15 protein-coding genes are annotated in these 15,796 nt (G+C 31.0%); 5 read left to right on the top strand and 10 right to left on the bottom strand.

Translation table 11 applies throughout. The annotated features are described in order from the left end of the window. Window positions 1–130 precede the first annotated feature (130 nt). From Ccar_RS05540 to Ccar_RS05505, 8 genes are all read right to left on the bottom strand, one after another. Entirely contained in the window at window positions 131–952 is an 822-nt protein-coding gene (locus Ccar_RS05540) for a methyl-accepting chemotaxis protein (protein ID WP_007059688.1), read from the bottom strand. A 328-nt stretch (window positions 953–1,280) separates the two neighbouring features. Beyond that, the gene (locus tag Ccar_RS05535) at window positions 1,281–1,709 is read right to left on the bottom strand and encodes a pyridoxamine 5'-phosphate oxidase family protein (RefSeq protein ID WP_007064149.1); all 429 of its coding nucleotides are present in this window, start codon (window positions 1,707–1,709) and stop codon (window positions 1,281–1,283) included. A gap of 240 nt (window positions 1,710–1,949) precedes the next feature. Then, window positions 1,950–2,834 carry a helix-turn-helix domain-containing protein gene (locus Ccar_RS05530; protein WP_007064148.1) on the bottom strand — a complete coding sequence of 295 codons (885 nt, stop codon included), beginning with the start codon at window positions 2,832–2,834 and terminating at the stop codon, window positions 1,950–1,952. Between the two features lie 126 nt (window positions 2,835–2,960). Then, complete coding sequence (locus Ccar_RS05525) at window positions 2,961–3,713, bottom strand: N-acetyltransferase (RefSeq protein ID WP_007064147.1); 753 nt, start codon at window positions 3,711–3,713, stop codon at window positions 2,961–2,963. Between the two features lie 18 nt (window positions 3,714–3,731). Beyond that, the gene (locus Ccar_RS05520; protein ID WP_007064146.1) at window positions 3,732–4,349 is read right to left on the bottom strand and encodes a GyrI-like domain-containing protein; all 618 of its coding nucleotides are present in this window, start codon (window positions 4,347–4,349) and stop codon (window positions 3,732–3,734) included. Between the two features lie 297 nt (window positions 4,350–4,646). Then, window positions 4,647–5,678 carry a DUF362 domain-containing protein gene (locus Ccar_RS05515; protein WP_007064145.1) on the bottom strand — a complete coding sequence of 344 codons (1,032 nt, stop codon included), beginning with the start codon at window positions 5,676–5,678 and terminating at the stop codon, window positions 4,647–4,649. 50 nt (window positions 5,679–5,728) lie between these two features. After that, on the bottom strand, window positions 5,729–6,529 hold the full coding sequence (locus Ccar_RS05510) for an EFR1 family ferrodoxin (RefSeq protein WP_007064144.1): 801 nt from the start codon (window positions 6,527–6,529) through the stop codon (window positions 5,729–5,731). 130 nt (window positions 6,530–6,659) lie between these two features. Continuing rightward, window positions 6,660–6,965, bottom strand: coding sequence for an ArsR/SmtB family transcription factor (locus tag Ccar_RS05505; protein WP_007064143.1), 306 nt, complete (start codon window positions 6,963–6,965; stop codon window positions 6,660–6,662). 261 nt (window positions 6,966–7,226) lie between these two features. On the opposite strand from Ccar_RS05505, the gene Ccar_RS05500 reads away from it, so the two are divergent. Next, on the top strand, window positions 7,227–8,513 hold the full coding sequence (locus tag Ccar_RS05500; RefSeq protein WP_007063981.1) for an O-acetylhomoserine aminocarboxypropyltransferase/cysteine synthase family protein: 1,287 nt from the start codon (window positions 7,227–7,229) through the stop codon (window positions 8,511–8,513). A gap of 127 nt (window positions 8,514–8,640) precedes the next feature. Here Ccar_RS05500 and mmuM read toward each other — a convergent pair whose 3' ends face one another. Together mmuM and ptsG are read right to left on the bottom strand one after the other, a co-directional pair. After that, window positions 8,641–9,573, bottom strand: coding sequence for a homocysteine S-methyltransferase (gene mmuM / locus Ccar_RS05495; RefSeq protein ID WP_007063982.1), 933 nt, complete (start codon window positions 9,571–9,573; stop codon window positions 8,641–8,643). A 143-nt stretch (window positions 9,574–9,716) separates the two neighbouring features. Next, complete coding sequence (gene ptsG / locus Ccar_RS05490) at window positions 9,717–11,780, bottom strand: glucose-specific PTS transporter subunit IIBC (protein WP_007063983.1); 2,064 nt, start codon at window positions 11,778–11,780, stop codon at window positions 9,717–9,719. A gap of 468 nt (window positions 11,781–12,248) precedes the next feature. On the opposite strand from ptsG, the gene Ccar_RS05485 reads away from it, so the two are divergent. The 4 genes from Ccar_RS05485 to Ccar_RS05470 all read left to right on the top strand — a co-directional run bounded on the left by Ccar_RS05485 (window position 12,249) and on the right by Ccar_RS05470 (window position 15,760). Then, on the top strand, window positions 12,249–13,082 hold the full coding sequence (locus Ccar_RS05485) for a methyl-accepting chemotaxis protein (protein ID WP_007063984.1): 834 nt from the start codon (window positions 12,249–12,251) through the stop codon (window positions 13,080–13,082). A 110-nt stretch (window positions 13,083–13,192) separates the two neighbouring features. Beyond that, entirely contained in the window at window positions 13,193–13,879 is a 687-nt protein-coding gene (locus Ccar_RS05480; protein ID WP_048029969.1) for a GTP pyrophosphokinase, read from the top strand. After that, the gene (locus tag Ccar_RS05475; protein WP_007063987.1) at window positions 13,860–14,534 is read left to right on the top strand and encodes a response regulator transcription factor; all 675 of its coding nucleotides are present in this window, start codon (window positions 13,860–13,862) and stop codon (window positions 14,532–14,534) included. The genes Ccar_RS05480 and Ccar_RS05475 overlap by 20 nt, the downstream gene beginning before the upstream one ends. Further along, on the top strand, window positions 14,531–15,760 hold the full coding sequence (locus Ccar_RS05470; RefSeq protein ID WP_007063988.1) for a sensor histidine kinase: 1,230 nt from the start codon (window positions 14,531–14,533) through the stop codon (window positions 15,758–15,760). The genes Ccar_RS05475 and Ccar_RS05470 overlap by 4 nt, the downstream gene beginning before the upstream one ends. Window positions 15,761–15,796 lie beyond the last annotated feature (36 nt).

Below are 15,796 nucleotides of genomic sequence, written 5' to 3'. Positions count from 1 at the left end.
GAAGTTACATAGCTAATAAATAAGGTAATTACAGAACCTTTAAGTAAGACTGAGTTAGATGAAAAGATTGAAAATAAAACAAAAGAATTAACCCTATAGGTAAAATATAAGATTAATTCTTTTACTATAATTATAAATTTTTTGTTTCATCAACAAGAGTTTTAGAAATTGTAGTTATTTCATCTATTGTGGCATTCATTTCTTCTGTAACTGCAGCATGATTTCCAGCAACTGCATTAGCTTCATTTACTTGGCCCACTATAGCATCAATAGATTTTTTCATTTCAACAAGGGCGGCCATAACTTTCTTAGAAGATTCGCTGCTGTTTTGTGATAGCTTTCTCATTTCCTGAGCTACAACAGAAAAGCCTTTGCCTGCATCTCCAGCTCTTGATGCTTCTATTGCAGCATTTAATGCTAATAAATTTGATTGTGAAGCTATGCTTTGAATAGAAGTAATTATCGAATCAGTTTCATTAATCTTCTCATTTGTATCGTTAGCAGCAGATAATATATCATTAATAACATTAGATAGCTTTTGAGAACCTCCAGCAATTTCTTCAATTGCTTCACTTGTTTGTCCAAGAGAAGTGAATAAATTTTTAGCTGAATTCTCTATACTTACTTGTTTGTCTAAACTTTTAGCTAATCCTACAGCCCCAATTACTTTTCCATTAGAATCTCTTATTGGATAAGCAATTGCTTTAAAATCAACTCCAAAGGCTTCCTTAGGTACTACAGCAGAAAACACTCTATTTTTTTCCATAGCCATAAATAATGGGTTATCTTTTGGAACCTTGTCCCCTTCTTTAAAAGCCACAGGAACCTTATCATTTATAAATACTGCAATACATTTTTCCCTATCAGTAATACATGTAGATACATCTTCTTGAATAAGTTCTTCCAAAATTGGTAGTACATTTTTTAAAGAGTTAATCATACTGTTTTCCATACTATTCCTCCCCGGGGTATTAAATATTTTGTTCTATAATTTTAATATCAAATAATATTTTATAAAATTTATATTTCAATTATACCATATGTAACACAAACTTATAATTTATTACATTAAATTTGCTAAAGATTGTTTAAATTTGTATTAAAGTGAAGTAAAAATAAAATTGAAATTCTTAGAAAATAAATTTTGATTAAATATAAAAAGGTCATGTTAAATTTTAATTGATTTAACATGACCTTTTATACATTAAATTAATTTTAGTTTTCATTATTTATTTTTCTAAAATCAAATACTAAAAGTTAACCTTCAACATTCATAAACTCTAAAGTTGAATCATTTCTTTAGGCGCAAAGTTTTTTTCCATAGTCCATATAGTAGCTACACCATTTCTTAATTTTAATACTGCAAAACTATTATAAAAATCCTTCAAGTCACCACTTTCTCTCCAAGGTTTTAAGAATTTACGAGTTGGATGTTCTGATATTTCATCTTTAAGCTTATTATCATCTACTATTTCTAACTTTCCACTTATACGTATCTGAGTTCCATTTTCACAAAAACATAATTCAGCCTTTGGATTTTTTAGTACCTGATTATATACATCCTTTGTTACAGCTGTATGAAATATAATTCCATCTTCATCAGCTCTATAAAGCAGCATTCCCCTAACTCTTGGTTGGTCTTCCTCTACAGTAGCCAAAAAAAATACTGGATTATTCCTCATTAATTCAAAAATCTGTTCTTTTAACATATATGTTCCTCCTTTTAGTCGAAAACACTGAGTAGTTAATCCTACTCGCTTCCACTTGTGAACTACTCGTTAAAGTCAATTTAGGACTTTAACCTCCTAATTTTGCTTTTTACATATTTAAATATACAAAAAACTTAAGAGGATTTCTTTCAAAATATTATCAACATATTTCATAATTTTGCTCTTTAAGCATCTAAAAAATTAGGAAATAGAAATGTCCTTAATATTTTTGAGAACATCTTATTTTGAATATAAATTTTGATATTCTGTTGGAGTAATTCCATACTGCTTTAAAAAACAGGAAGAAAAATGAGGGGAACTATTAAATCCACATTGTAACGCAATTTCTGTAATAGTGTTTGATTTTGCCCTTATAAGCTTCTTTGCCTTATCAAGTCTAAGTCTAATTAAATACTCAATTGGGGATAATTGAGTTTCTTTTTTGAATGTACGTATAAAATGAGATTCAGACATATTTACAAGCCTTGCCAAATACTCCACTTTCAATTTGCAACCAAAATTCTGATGCATATATTCTATAGCTTTTTCTGTTTCCAATTTTTCTATGAATAAATCTGATGAAGCAGGCACTTCAAGAATACTTCTTATTAGTTCATTTGTAATAATAGTTGATAGACTTTCCAGAATACTTTCATAACCTGGTTGTTTATTTTCATACTCACTCATGAATTTCTTTATATAAACCATAAAATCCTGTTTGATTAAAAATTGCTTCCAAAAGTACCTTTCAGGACTTTTATCACTATATATACTATAATATTTTTCATAAAATTCGCTGGATATAAAAATAGCAATATATCTAGTAAAATTATCTGTTTCTTTTTCTTCATGACTAATTTTTGGTGACATTGCTGCAACTAAATAATGATTTGGTAACACTTGTATTTCTAATGGCACTATACTTTTTTCTTTAGAAAAGAATAACACAAAAGAATAAGCTGGATGGGTGTGATTAGGTGTGATAGCATATTCACAAAATCCAACACTAGGTATAAACATACTTAAATTCTGAGATATGTAACAATCTACATACTTCAAATTTTCTTGTGTTACATTACCCACAAGGCTTTGAATTCTTTTTAAAGATTTTTTATCTATTTTCATGTAATCACTTCCCCAAATATCCAAGTTACTGTTAAATCAAATCCTTTTCCAATAATTTTCTCATTGTTCTATACCTATATTCTATCATAGGTTAAACTTATTTAAATGAAAAACACCTAATAACTATTACATTTTTTCATTTACTATTTTCTCAAACTTCTTATCTGAAAGAATTTCATTTGTCACAAATTCACCATTATAAAATAAACTATAGGTAACAAAAGGAGCTGGTGCCATTTTTGCTTCTTCAGTGGATTCAATTCTAATTGATTTAAAGGGAATTTTTTTCTCATGAGCAATTTTTTCAATGACAGGTACATATTTTGCAGTAAATGGACATTGGTTTGAGTAATACAAAACAAAACCTTGCTCTTTAATTAAAGGTGATTTTATATGTTTCATAAAACAAGGTTTAGGTGCATTTTCACTAAAGGGTAAATAGAATAATTCATAAAAAGGCTCTGAAGTATCAGCTAGCTTAAATCCCTTATATTTTAAATACTTGGGATCTGAAATATAGGGAATTTTCTTTCTGGCAGACAATATTACCAATCCTAACTTTCCTTTTTTCTTACTATCAGCAATACAAGCCTTCAAAAGTTCATTTGAATATCCTTGTCCTTTAAATCTCCCTGATACCCACAAGCAATCAATAAACATATAATCATTTGCTTCAATAGGACACCATGCATTTTCTGCTGGCACATATTCTATAAAACATTTTCCCCTGACATTTCCTTTTAAAAATACTAAGCCTTCTTTAAAACGTTTCTTCAACCATTGTTTTTTTGATGCAACTTGACAATCCTTATTGCTTGAAATTGCACAACAAATATGTTCTTCCTCTATATTTTCCTCTGTAACCTTTATCAGTTCCATCATATCCTCCTCATGAATTTATTTTACCATATATCGTAATACTGTCTTCAATTTGTCTTCCTCAACTTTTCTGGCATCACTAAGATAAATTTCTCTATGAATCATTGATTTCCTTTGAAGGCCACTATTATCCATGAATTCTTTCATCTTTGCAAAGTTTTCTGGCTCATTGTTATAAGAACCTTTGTGCAGCATTTGAATACTTAAGCCATCCTCTACCTCATCAAACACAATTTCATCTAATAGTGGATGAGGTTTTTTCTTGCGAGTAATTGCTAATGCCTTTTCTGCAACATTTTCATCCACAAAGTCAGGCTGCCTGATCATAATAGTATATAATAGCTCATCTTTATTTAAAGCATCTGCTTTTTTACCTTCTTCTGTCAAGTCCCATAAACCTTCTAGTGGATATACTGTATATTCAAAATATCCTTCTGGTGTAAATCCATTCTTAGGCATCATTCTAACAGCATATGACATAGTATATAACACTCCTATTCGCTCAGAAAAATCTTCATCATTGGGGTTTCCTTTGCCCTTTATCATAAAAAACTTCTGTTTTGGAATTTTAACTAACTCAGGAATTGCTTTTGGCAAATATAATTCTTTTTCATGTTTTCTCCACTCATGTTTCATGCTACTTATCTCCTTTATACTAACATTTATAATGATTGATTCTTAATACATTTGATTTCAAATCTGCACTATGTAATGATCTTCTTGATCTTTCTTTTTTATAGTATAACAAAAGTAACATGACAACTGTATGTCATATTTCATAATTAATTATGAGATGTTTTATTCTATTGTTTATATTCTTAGATCCTAATTTTTCTACATAAAAAAAGCACCTAGTATATACATAACTAAATGCTATTTTCTATCACTTTATATTTGATAATAAATTTTCATCTGCTTACAAAAATCATCTTGTTATATTTCTACAAGTTCATATTTTCTGCTTCCCAAGCCTATCTTTTCTGCATAATCAAGAGTATATTTGCCTCTTCTGAATACACGTCTCCCGTTAACTTTGTCAAGTACATCAAGACAAGCCTGATCTATAGCAACCGGATCTGTAGCTGCAAATACTCCTATATCCTTTGCCACAGGTTTCATACTGTGACCATCACAATCACAATTTCTTGTTATATTAAAGGCAAAAGTTATGTAAATGTTATTCTTATCCTTTGAAGCTGCATAGGCATATTCAGCAAGTCTTTCATTAAAACTTTTTGAAAGTGATGCCAGCCAACTATTTGAAACTGCTCCAAAATTACAAGTTGTCATACAGGCAGCACAGCCAACACATTTATCTTTATTAATCTTAGCCTTTGATCCCATAACAATTGCTTTTTCAGGACAATTTTTAGCACATGATCCACAGCCTTTACATTTGAAATAACTTATTTTAGGTATGGAATTAGCATGTTGAGCAAGCTTTCCACCTCTTGAAGCACATCCCATTCCCAGCTGCTTAATTGCTCCTCCAAAACCAGCTAAAGCATGTCCTTTAAAGTGACTTATAACCATAACTTGTTTTTGTTTTGCAATTTCCGCACCTATTTTACACTTTTTAAAATTCTTTTTATTTATCTCTACCTCTTCATAATTTTCTCCATGATCACCATCTGCAATTACAATAGGTAATTGAGTGAATCCATGTTCTCCAGCAAGCTTAATATGATTTTTTGACGTAGTTCTCTCCCCTCTATAAAGAACATTTGTCTCCATATAAGCACTTTCTATTTCTCTTTCCTTAAAATATTCTAATATGCCCTCAAAATTTTTGGATTCTATATATGTCTTATTGCCTTTTTCACCAAAATGAACCTTTAGTGGTATATACTTTTCCAGTGTAATACTTTCGTCCTCCACCAAACGATTCAAAAGCACCTTTGTTGCTTCATTTATATCTTGTGTTTTTAAATATGAATCTACAGCCTTAAAATATACCTTTTTCATAAAAAATCTCTCCTTTAAATTTTCATCATTGAATATTCAACTATAATTATTTATTTTATCCTTTTTTTAGAAAGTAACTCTTCTAATTTTATATTAGGATTAATATATCTTTTTTTATTTATAGTTCTTGAATTGAAATAAATTGCTTTTTTAGGGCAATGCTGCACACATGCCATACAATCTTCACACTTATTTGACCATATAGGTATGCTATTTTCTAATTTAATATTTGCAGCAGGACAAGTTTCTTCACATATACCACAACCAATACAAAAATTGTTTACCTTAAAACTTTTGCTTATTGATTTTAATTTGCTCTTCCAAATAGTATATACAACTGATGAGATTGATTTAAGAATAAATCCTTCACTTTCTCTATAAACTTGTTCCTTTAGAACATTATTTGCAATTAAATCTATGTGTTTTTCTGCTTTTTGAAATACTTTAAGAATAGTTTTCTCCTTAGGAGCTTCAGCCCATTTGATATAGCTATCCGGAAAGGTTATGTATTCCCCATAGTTTATTTTAATATTCTTTTTATTCAATAATATATCAATATCATGAAATATTCTTCCCTTGGTAATAGCTCTTGTTACAATTGAAAAAATGTAACTATCCTTTGAAATTTCCAACTTTGAAATAAATTCTTTTACCATATTTGGCATACTCATAAAATATAAAGGTATTATAAAACCAACTCTTTCATAGTTATAATATTTATATTGATTGTTATAGATAGCTTCTGGTATTGATACTAATTTTGTATTTTCAATAATTTCAACCAATTTTTTTGCTACATAAAGAGAGTTTCCTGACTGACTAAAATAAAAAATAATTGTTTTCTTGTTCACTTTATAACCCTCCTATAAGCTTTTATTTATCTTCAGCACATTAAAAAAACAATCTTAAAATACTTTTAATGCCACTAATTACTTTTATATTTCGACAACTATCAAAGTATTGTTTAAAAATAAAAGAGATTTATTTTTTTTCATCTCTTTTAATTGTTAATATACTACAAATTTCATTTAACAATTCTTCATTTGCTCTTGCAACTAAAAATTTACCCTTTTTCTCTGTAAAAATTAAATTTGCATTGCTTAATTCCTTTAAATGATGTGAAATGGTAGGTGCACCTATATTTAATTTACTGATAACATCATTTATAAAGCATTCACAATTTGTATCAAAACTTTTTTCAGCACTCCTTACTATTTGAAAATATAATTCCAATCTATTTTCATTAGAAAGAGCTTTAAATATCCTTGCTAACTCTTTTGTATCCATAATTGCTCCTAACACTTTGATAAACATCGAATTATTAACATAAGTTTACACTATTTAAAATTCTACGTCAATAACTGTTACTATTTTCCCTTAAGTTGCCCATAATTCTTTTTGCAATTATAACTAAGAATCTTCTATCAAACATTATTATAAATAATATTTATAACCTTTTTATTAATTTTTATACTAATTCCCCCTTGAATTGATAAAATATTAAAATTATAATAATTATATTATTATTTTCAGAAAGGACGTAATAAAATGAAAAATTATAAAATGAATACAAAATGTGTACAAGCCGGTTACAGACCAGGCAACGGAGAACCACGTCAGGTTCCTATTATTCAAAGTACAACCTTTAAATATGATACCAGTGAGGATATGGGAAAATTGTTTGACCTGGAAGCTACTGGCTATTTCTACAGCAGACTTCAAAATCCAACAAATGACTATGTAGCTGCCAAAATTGCCGATATGGAAGGCGGTACTGCTGCAATGTTAACTTCTTCAGGGCAAGCTGCCAATTTCTTTGCTCTTTTTAATATCTGTAACTGTGGAGATCACATCGTTGCTTCTTCCAGCATTTATGGAGGTACTTTCAATCTAATTTCCATAACTATGGCCAAAATGGGTGTTACTGCTACATTTGTTTCTCCTGACTGTACAGAAGAAGAATTAAATGCTGCTTTCAAGCCTAACACAAAGGCAGTTTTTGGTGAAACAATTGCTAATCCTGCTCTTACTGTATTGGATATCGAAAAATTTGCAAATGCTGCTCATGCACATGGTGTTCCACTTATAGTGGATAATACTTTTCCAACTCCTATTAACTGTCGTCCTTTTGAATGGGGTGCTGACATTGTTACCCACTCCACTACAAAATACATGGATGGTCATGGTGCTGCACTAGGTGGAGCCGTTGTGGATTCTGGAACTTTTGATTGGATGGCTCATGCTGATAAATTTCCAGGGCTTTGTACACCAGATGACAGTTATCATGGTATTACTTATGCCGAAAAATTTGGCAAGGAAGGAGCTTTTATTACCAAATGTACTGCCCAGCTAATGCGTGATCTTGGCTCTATCCAATCACCACAAAATGCATTCATCCTAAACCTAGGACTTGAAAGCCTTCACGTCCGTATGCCACGTCATTGTGAAAACGGTCAGGCTGTTGCAGAATTTCTTCAAAAGCATCCAAAGGTTGCCTATGTTAACTACTGCGGTCTACCAAGTGATAAATACTATGAAGTTGCAAAAAAATATCTTCCAAATGGCTCTTGTGGTGTTGTTTCCTTTGGTTTAAAAGGTGGTCGTGAAGCAGCTGAAATATTCATGAAAAATCTTAAGCTTGCAGCCATTGAAACACACGTGGCAGACGCTCGTACCTGCTGTCTAAATCCTGCAACAAGTACACATCGTCAGATGAATGACGAACAATTAAAGGAAGCTGGTGTTCCAGCAGAATTAATCCGTATCAGCTGTGGAATTGAAGATAAAGAAGATTTAATTTCTGATATTTCACAAGCTCTAGATTGTATTAAATAATTTTACTTATAAAAGGGATTGGCTAGCATATTCTAACCAATCCCTAGTTCACTTATCTTGTATTTTAGATAGTTATGATATTCTATCCTATGCTAATTCATTATAAGCATTTTACCCTTCCATACAACTATCTAGCCCATTTAGCAATAGCTTTAATATCTTCTGGAGTAGTTCTACAGCAGCCACCAATAATACTAGCTCCCTTATCGAACCAACCTTTGGCATTGCAGCTATAGGATTTGCAAGATGAATTACCATGCCATGTTTTGGAGTTAGCATCATACTCTTCACCTGAATTTGGATAAACTACTACAGGTTTATTAGAATTCTTTTTAATCTCTTCAATTAAGGATTGTACATACTGAGGTGCAGTACAGTTTACTCCAATTGCAGCAACTTGTTCACAGCTATCCAAAAATTTTGCACACTCAGAAATTGGAGTTCCATCACTTATTTCAAGAGCATTTTTGCAGCTAAAGCTTATCCAACAATAAGTTTCAGGAAATTCTTTAAGTAATTTAACAATAGCTTTTGCCTCTAAAAGACTAGGCAATGTTTCACAAGCAAGTATATCCACTTTTTCTCCTACTAAAATTTCCATTCTTGGTCTATGAAAATTAATCAAATTTTCCTCATTAATGCTACTGTAACCACGGTATTCAGAACCATCAGCAAGATAAGCTCCATAAGGGCCTACCGAACCAGCAATTAACGGAAATGCCCTATTCACTCTATTAGACGGTTCTTTCCAAAAATCTTCTCTTGCTTTCTTAGCAATTGTAACAGACCTTTTTATAAGTGATACCGCTTCATCTTTTGAAAAACCTTTTTTTATAAAGCCTTCAATAGAAGCTTGATAACTTGAAGTAATAGCACAATCAGCACCCGCACAAAAATAATCATAATGAACTTTTTCTATCATCTTAGGATTTTCAGCAAGTATTTTAGCCGACCAGAGGGCATCGTTGATGTTGCAACCTCTATTTTCAAGTTCTGTAGCTAATGCACCATCTAAAATAATTGGCGAAAATTCTTTTAAAATATTTTCTATTGGATTCATAGTAACACTCCTTTTTCATTTGTTTTGTGTATGATAACTATAACATTTTTTGATAATGCCCTTCAAGTTATATATTTTATAAAATAACATCTTAACTAAAAAACCAGTATATACACTAAGTATACACTGGCTTTTTAAGTTTACTATTTAATAGTTACTATATTCTTTTGTCCACGTTTTATTTGGCTTCCAGCTTTAACTGAAACTGTTTGACCTTCGGCTAAATTTGTAAAAACAATTGGAGTAATTAGTGTTGGAACTTTATCTTTTATTAAATCTAAGTTTGCTTTTAATATAGGCTGACCTGCTTTAACTTCAGCTCCTTGCTCTACTAAAGCTTCTAGTCCTTCACCTTTTAAATTCACTGTATCTATACCAAAGTGAATTAATATTTCATTTCCGTTAGCTGCAGTTATTCCAATAGCATGTTTTGTTGGGAAAACAGTTGTTATTACTCCATTTACAGGAGATACAACTTCACCATTTGCTGGTTCTATAGCAAATCCATCACCCATCATTTTCTGTGAAAAAACTTCATCTGGAACTTCTGTTATAGGCAATATCTTTCCATCTAGTGGAGCTACAAAAGTTTTATCATCTAAGTTTGTTACTGCCACTTCTTTTTTAACTGAATCATTTTCAACTACAGGAGTTTTTCCAGCCATAATGTCTTTAATTTGAGTCTTTAACTGGTCAGACTTTCCTCCGAATATAGCCTGAACGTTATTTCCCACTTCCATAACGCCAGCTGCTCCTAATCTCTTAAGTTCAGCCTTATCTACATTTTTAATATCACTAACACTTACTCTTAAACGAGTTATACAAGCATCTAAATTAGTTATATTTTCTTTTCCGCCTAATGCTTTTAATATTGCTGCTGGTAGTTCTGACTTTTGAACAGAAGTTGTTGTTACTTCTTCTTCATCATCTTCACGTCCTGGAGTCTTAAGATCCCATTTTCTTATAGCAAATCTAAATCCAAAGTAGTAAATTACTGCAAAAACCAAACCTACTGGTATTACTAACCACCATGCTGTTCTATTTGGTATAACTCCAAATAGCATGTAATCTATTAAACCTCCAGAGAAGGTCATACCTATCTTAACATTTAACAATTGCATTGTCATGAAAGATAAACCTGCAAATACAGCGTGTATTGCAAATAGTGCTGGTGCAACGAATAAGAATGAGAATTCTATTGGTTCTGTTATACCAGTTAAGAATGAAGTTAATGCTGCTGATGCAAGTATACCACCTGCGATAAGCTTCTTTCCTGGTTTTGCTTCATGATACATTGCAAGTGCTGCTGCTGGCAATCCAAACATCATGAATGGGAATTTACCTACCATAAATGTACCTGCTGTAAATTGTGTGCCGCCGTTGCTAAGTTGACCAAATTGAGTGAAGTCTTTTAATTGAGCCATGAATATTGTTTGGTCTCCTCTTACAATTTGACCAGTTGCTTTACTTGCATATTCTCCAAATTGATACCAGAATGGATTATAGAATATGTGGTGTAATCCAAATGGTATTAATGATCTTTCAATAACTCCAAATACGAATGCCGCCAATGTAGGATTTGCATCAATCATGTTGTGTGAAAATGTATTTAATCCATATTGGATTGGTGGCCATACAAATACAAGTATAATTCCTATAAATATAGATGTTACTGCTGTTACAATTGGAACAAATCTTTTTCCTGCAAAGAAACCTAAATATGAAGGCAACTCTATATTGTAGAATTTCTTATAAAGCTGCGCTGCTACAATACCAATTATGATACCACCAAATACACCTGTTTGTAATGATGGAATACCTAAAACTGATGCATAAGCTGGATTATTGCCACTTGCTAACTGTGAAGTAACTCCTGCTACTATTCCTAAAGTCTTGTTCATTATTAAGAAACCAACGATTGCTGCTAGTCCTGCAACGCCTTCTCCACCTGCAAGTCCTACCGCAACACCTACTGCAAATAATAATGAAAGATTACCGAAAATAATATCTCCTGATTGCTCCATAACTTTAGCAAAAGTTTGGAATGCGTGATTATTTAAAAATGCTGCATGGCTTAAGAAAGCCGGATTTTGAAACATGTTACCAAATGCAAGCAAGATACCTGCAGCTGGTAATATTGCAACTGGAAGCATTAACGCTTTACCAATTTGTTGTAACTTACCAAAAATACTACCTTTTTTAGACATATAATTGTCCCCCTTCGTTTTCTATTTTTACACTAACTAATTGTAATTATTTTTATTTCATAATTTAAATTAATCAATTAACTATTCTTATTGTGCCACAAAACACAAAAGGCATGAGCTAAGGTAATTAAAACTATATTATATCTATTCGACTAGTATAAATAGATATAATATAATCTAAAACAACCTTTGCTCATGCCTGATCGAATCAGTAACACGCAAATGTTAATATTTATTTTTTATAATTCGCAAACCTTTTCAGAATCTTTTTAAAATACTGTACTTGGTTTGCTATGTGTTTATTATATCAAAGCATTATTATTCTTTCAATACCTTTTTTAAATTTTTTTTAACAAATTTTTTAACTTCTTCTTATTCATCAGACCTTTCTAAAAGTAGAAAAAAGTAGAAATTTGTGTTATATTGTTAATAAAATATTTCTAAAAAATATGAAAGAAGGGATTATAATTGGAAAAAATTTTTCAATCATTGATTAATACAGCACCAATCATAAGCGAAGCACTTGAAGGAAATGTAGTTATCACAATTTGGGATAAAGAACAATGTATATACTCTTTAGATAGTAAAAATAAGAAATCTACTATTAAAGTTGGAGACAAGTCTAATATGAGTCTTATTAAAAATATTGGTGCTATTGATACTATCTTTAATAAGAAAGAAACATTTACAGCTATATTTAATAAAACTGAACATGGCATAGATGCCAAGATCACCCTAATTCCTGCAATTAATAAGCATGGTGAAGCTGTTGGGGTATTATGTTTGTCAACAGATATAGAAAACGTACTAAAAATCCAAAATTCCTCATCAGAATTAAAGAGTTCTCTTCAGGAAACAAGTTCAACAATATCAAAAATTACTAATGATGCTGTTAAATTGTCTGAAAAATTAAATTATGTTATAGAAAACACTGAAGTAACAAAAAAATTGATATTTGAAAGTAATGAAGCTATCGATTTAATTGAAAGTATATCAAAACAATCCAATCTACTTGGACTCAATGCTGCAATAGAATCTTCAAGAGCTGGTGAATACGGAAAAGGCTTCTCGGTAGTAGCAGGTGAAATGAGAAAACTGGCATCAAACAGCAGTGGATCTTCCAAAAAAATTTCAGCCGCACTTGCTAAAATGAGTAACAACATGAAAGCATTAATAGATACTATAAATGAATTAGGAGAAATAGCATCAAATCAAGCTGCTTCACTAGAAGAAGTATCTGCAACAGTAGAACAAATTACTGATAATTCACAAACATTAGTTGATAATATGAAGCTAAATTAATTATATAACATATTGTTTTATATTATAATTTTTAAAGTATATTTAAGGTTGCAATGGTATATTTTATAGTAAGAGTTAAAAACAATTATTTCTGCAAGGAGGAATACCTAATGCAACAACATAATTATGATATAAAATATGAAACACTATCACCAGAGCATGAATTCTATAAAGAATCTTATATACTATTAGAAGGAGCAATTATTGAAGTCCTTTCTAGATTAGATATTATTCGAAAATATAAGGCAGCACAAAAATGTAAAGATCCTATTGAACACTGTAAGGCCAGAATTAAATCGGCAAGCAGTATGAAGGAAAAATTAAAACGAAAAAATTTGCCTGTTACAGTGGATAGTGCTTTAAAGGAAATTTATGATGCAGCTGGAATCCGCGTCATTTGCCCATTTTTAGATGATATCTATTGGATTGTAAATATGCTAAAAAATCAGCAGGATATTAAGGTTATTAAGGAAAAGGATTATATTCGCAATCCTAAACCCAATGGCTATCGTAGTTATCACATGATCTTGCAAGTACCATTACATTTGGAAAACCGAATTGAAATGGTTTACTGTGAAATTCAAATACGTACTATTGCAATGGATTGTTGGGCAAGCTTAGAGCATCAGTTAAAATACAAGAAAAATATTCCTAATGAAAAAATGATTGCTGAAGAGTTAAAACGATGTGCAGATGAAATTGCCTCAACAGATTTGAATTTACAGACCATTTCAGATATGATAAAAGAAATACAACATGAAAATGGAGAGGATACTTATGAGAATCTTACTTGCTGAAGATGAGAAGGAATTGTCAAATGCTTTAGTTGCCATTTTAAAACATAACAATTATTCAGTGGATGCTGTATATAATGGAGCTGATGCATTAGAATATGGATTGTCACAAAATTACGATGTGATTATCTTAGATATTATGATGCCAAAAATGAATGGGCTTGAGACACTAGAAAACTTAAGAAAAAAAGGAATACATACACCTATTTTGATGCTTACTGCAAAAGCTGAAATTGAGGATAGAATTGTTGGACTAGATGCAGGAGCAGATGATTATTTAAGTAAACCTTTTGCTATGGGGGAATTACTAGCTAGAGTTCGTGCTATGACCAGACGAAAATCAGAATTTACACCAAACTTAGTTAAAGTTGGTAACATCAGTCTTAACAAGGAAAACTATGAACTATCAAATGAAAAATCCTCTCTAAGACTTGGTAATAAGGAATTTCAAATGCTTGAAATGTTAATGAGCAATCCAAAATGTTTGATTTCTACAGAACAGTTTATGGAAAGAATTTGGGGATATGATGCTGAAGCTGAAATCAATGTGGTATGGGTATACATTTCTTACCTACGAAAAAAATTAGCATCCTTAAATGCTAATATAAAAATCAAGGCAGGAAGAGGTATTGGATATACATTGGAGGAAACTAAATGATAAAAAAATTACAGAGAAAATTTATTATGATTACAATGGGTTCATTAGCTTTGGTTATGGTAATTCTTCTTGGTTCCATTAATACAGCTAATCTTTATCAGATAGACCGTAAAATTAATGGTGCTCTTAAAATCCTTTCGGAAAATCAAGGAAGGTTTCCAACATATAAAAAAGGAAAACTTCCAGTTAATGATCTGCATTTTGGTTTTGAAATGAATGAAGAAACTCCATTTGAAACACGATATTTTGTAGTGAAACTTAATAAAGACAAAAGTATTCGGGAAATTGATACAAGTCATATTGCTGCTGTTTCGTCAGATGATGCAGCAGCATATGCTAAAAAAATACTAAACATCAATAAAAGTAATGGTTATAAAGATATCTATAAATACTCAGTAGTCTCTACTCCAGATGGTTATATGCTTGTATTCATGGATTGTAGAAGTCAAATCCAAATGGCTACTTTATTTTTACTGACTTCTTGTGGAGTTGCACTAATAACTCTTTTGCTCGTATTCATTCTTGTATCTATTCTTTCTAAAAAAGCCATTAATCCTATTATTGAAAACATGGAAAAACAAAAGCAGTTTATTACAGATGCAGGACATGAAATTAAGACTCCACTTGCCATTATTTCAGCTAATGCAGATGTACTAGAATTAACTGTAGGTAAAAATGAGTGGATTACAAGCACTCGAAATCAAGTTACTCGTCTTGATAAGCTCGTAAAAAATCTGCTGACGCTTTCCAAAATGGATGAAGGAAATATTAAACTGATATTTACTGATTTTGATTTAAGTGATGCAGTTTTTAAAATAACAAGTTCATTTGAAACCATTGCTGAAACACAGGGCAAAAAGCTTATAATGGATATTAGGCCAGAAGTAAAATTACATGGAGACGAAAACAGTATTAACCAACTCATTTCTACCCTTGTTGACAATGCTATGAAGTATTCTAATGAAGAAGGAACCATCAAAATTTCTTTATCCTGTACAAAAAAAGGATCAAAACTTGAAGTATATAACACAGCTGATAAAATTGATAAAGAAAATTTAGATAAATTATTTGACAGATTCTATCGTGCAGACTCCTCAAGATCCAGAGAAAGCGGAGGATATGGAATAGGTCTTTCCATTGCCAAATCCATTGTGCAAGCTCATCACGGAAAAATTTCTGCCAAAAGTGATGATGGGAAATCAATTTATTTTACTATTCTACTATAAAAAAATCCTACGATTCCTTAAACCGTAGGATTTTTT

Source organism: Clostridium carboxidivorans P7 (assembly GCF_001038625.1).
Classification (GTDB): Bacteria; Bacillota; Clostridia; order Clostridiales; family Clostridiaceae; genus Clostridium_AM; species Clostridium_AM carboxidivorans.
Note: the sequence above shows the minus strand (reverse complement) of the source record. Positions and strands in the feature narration are given on the sequence as shown.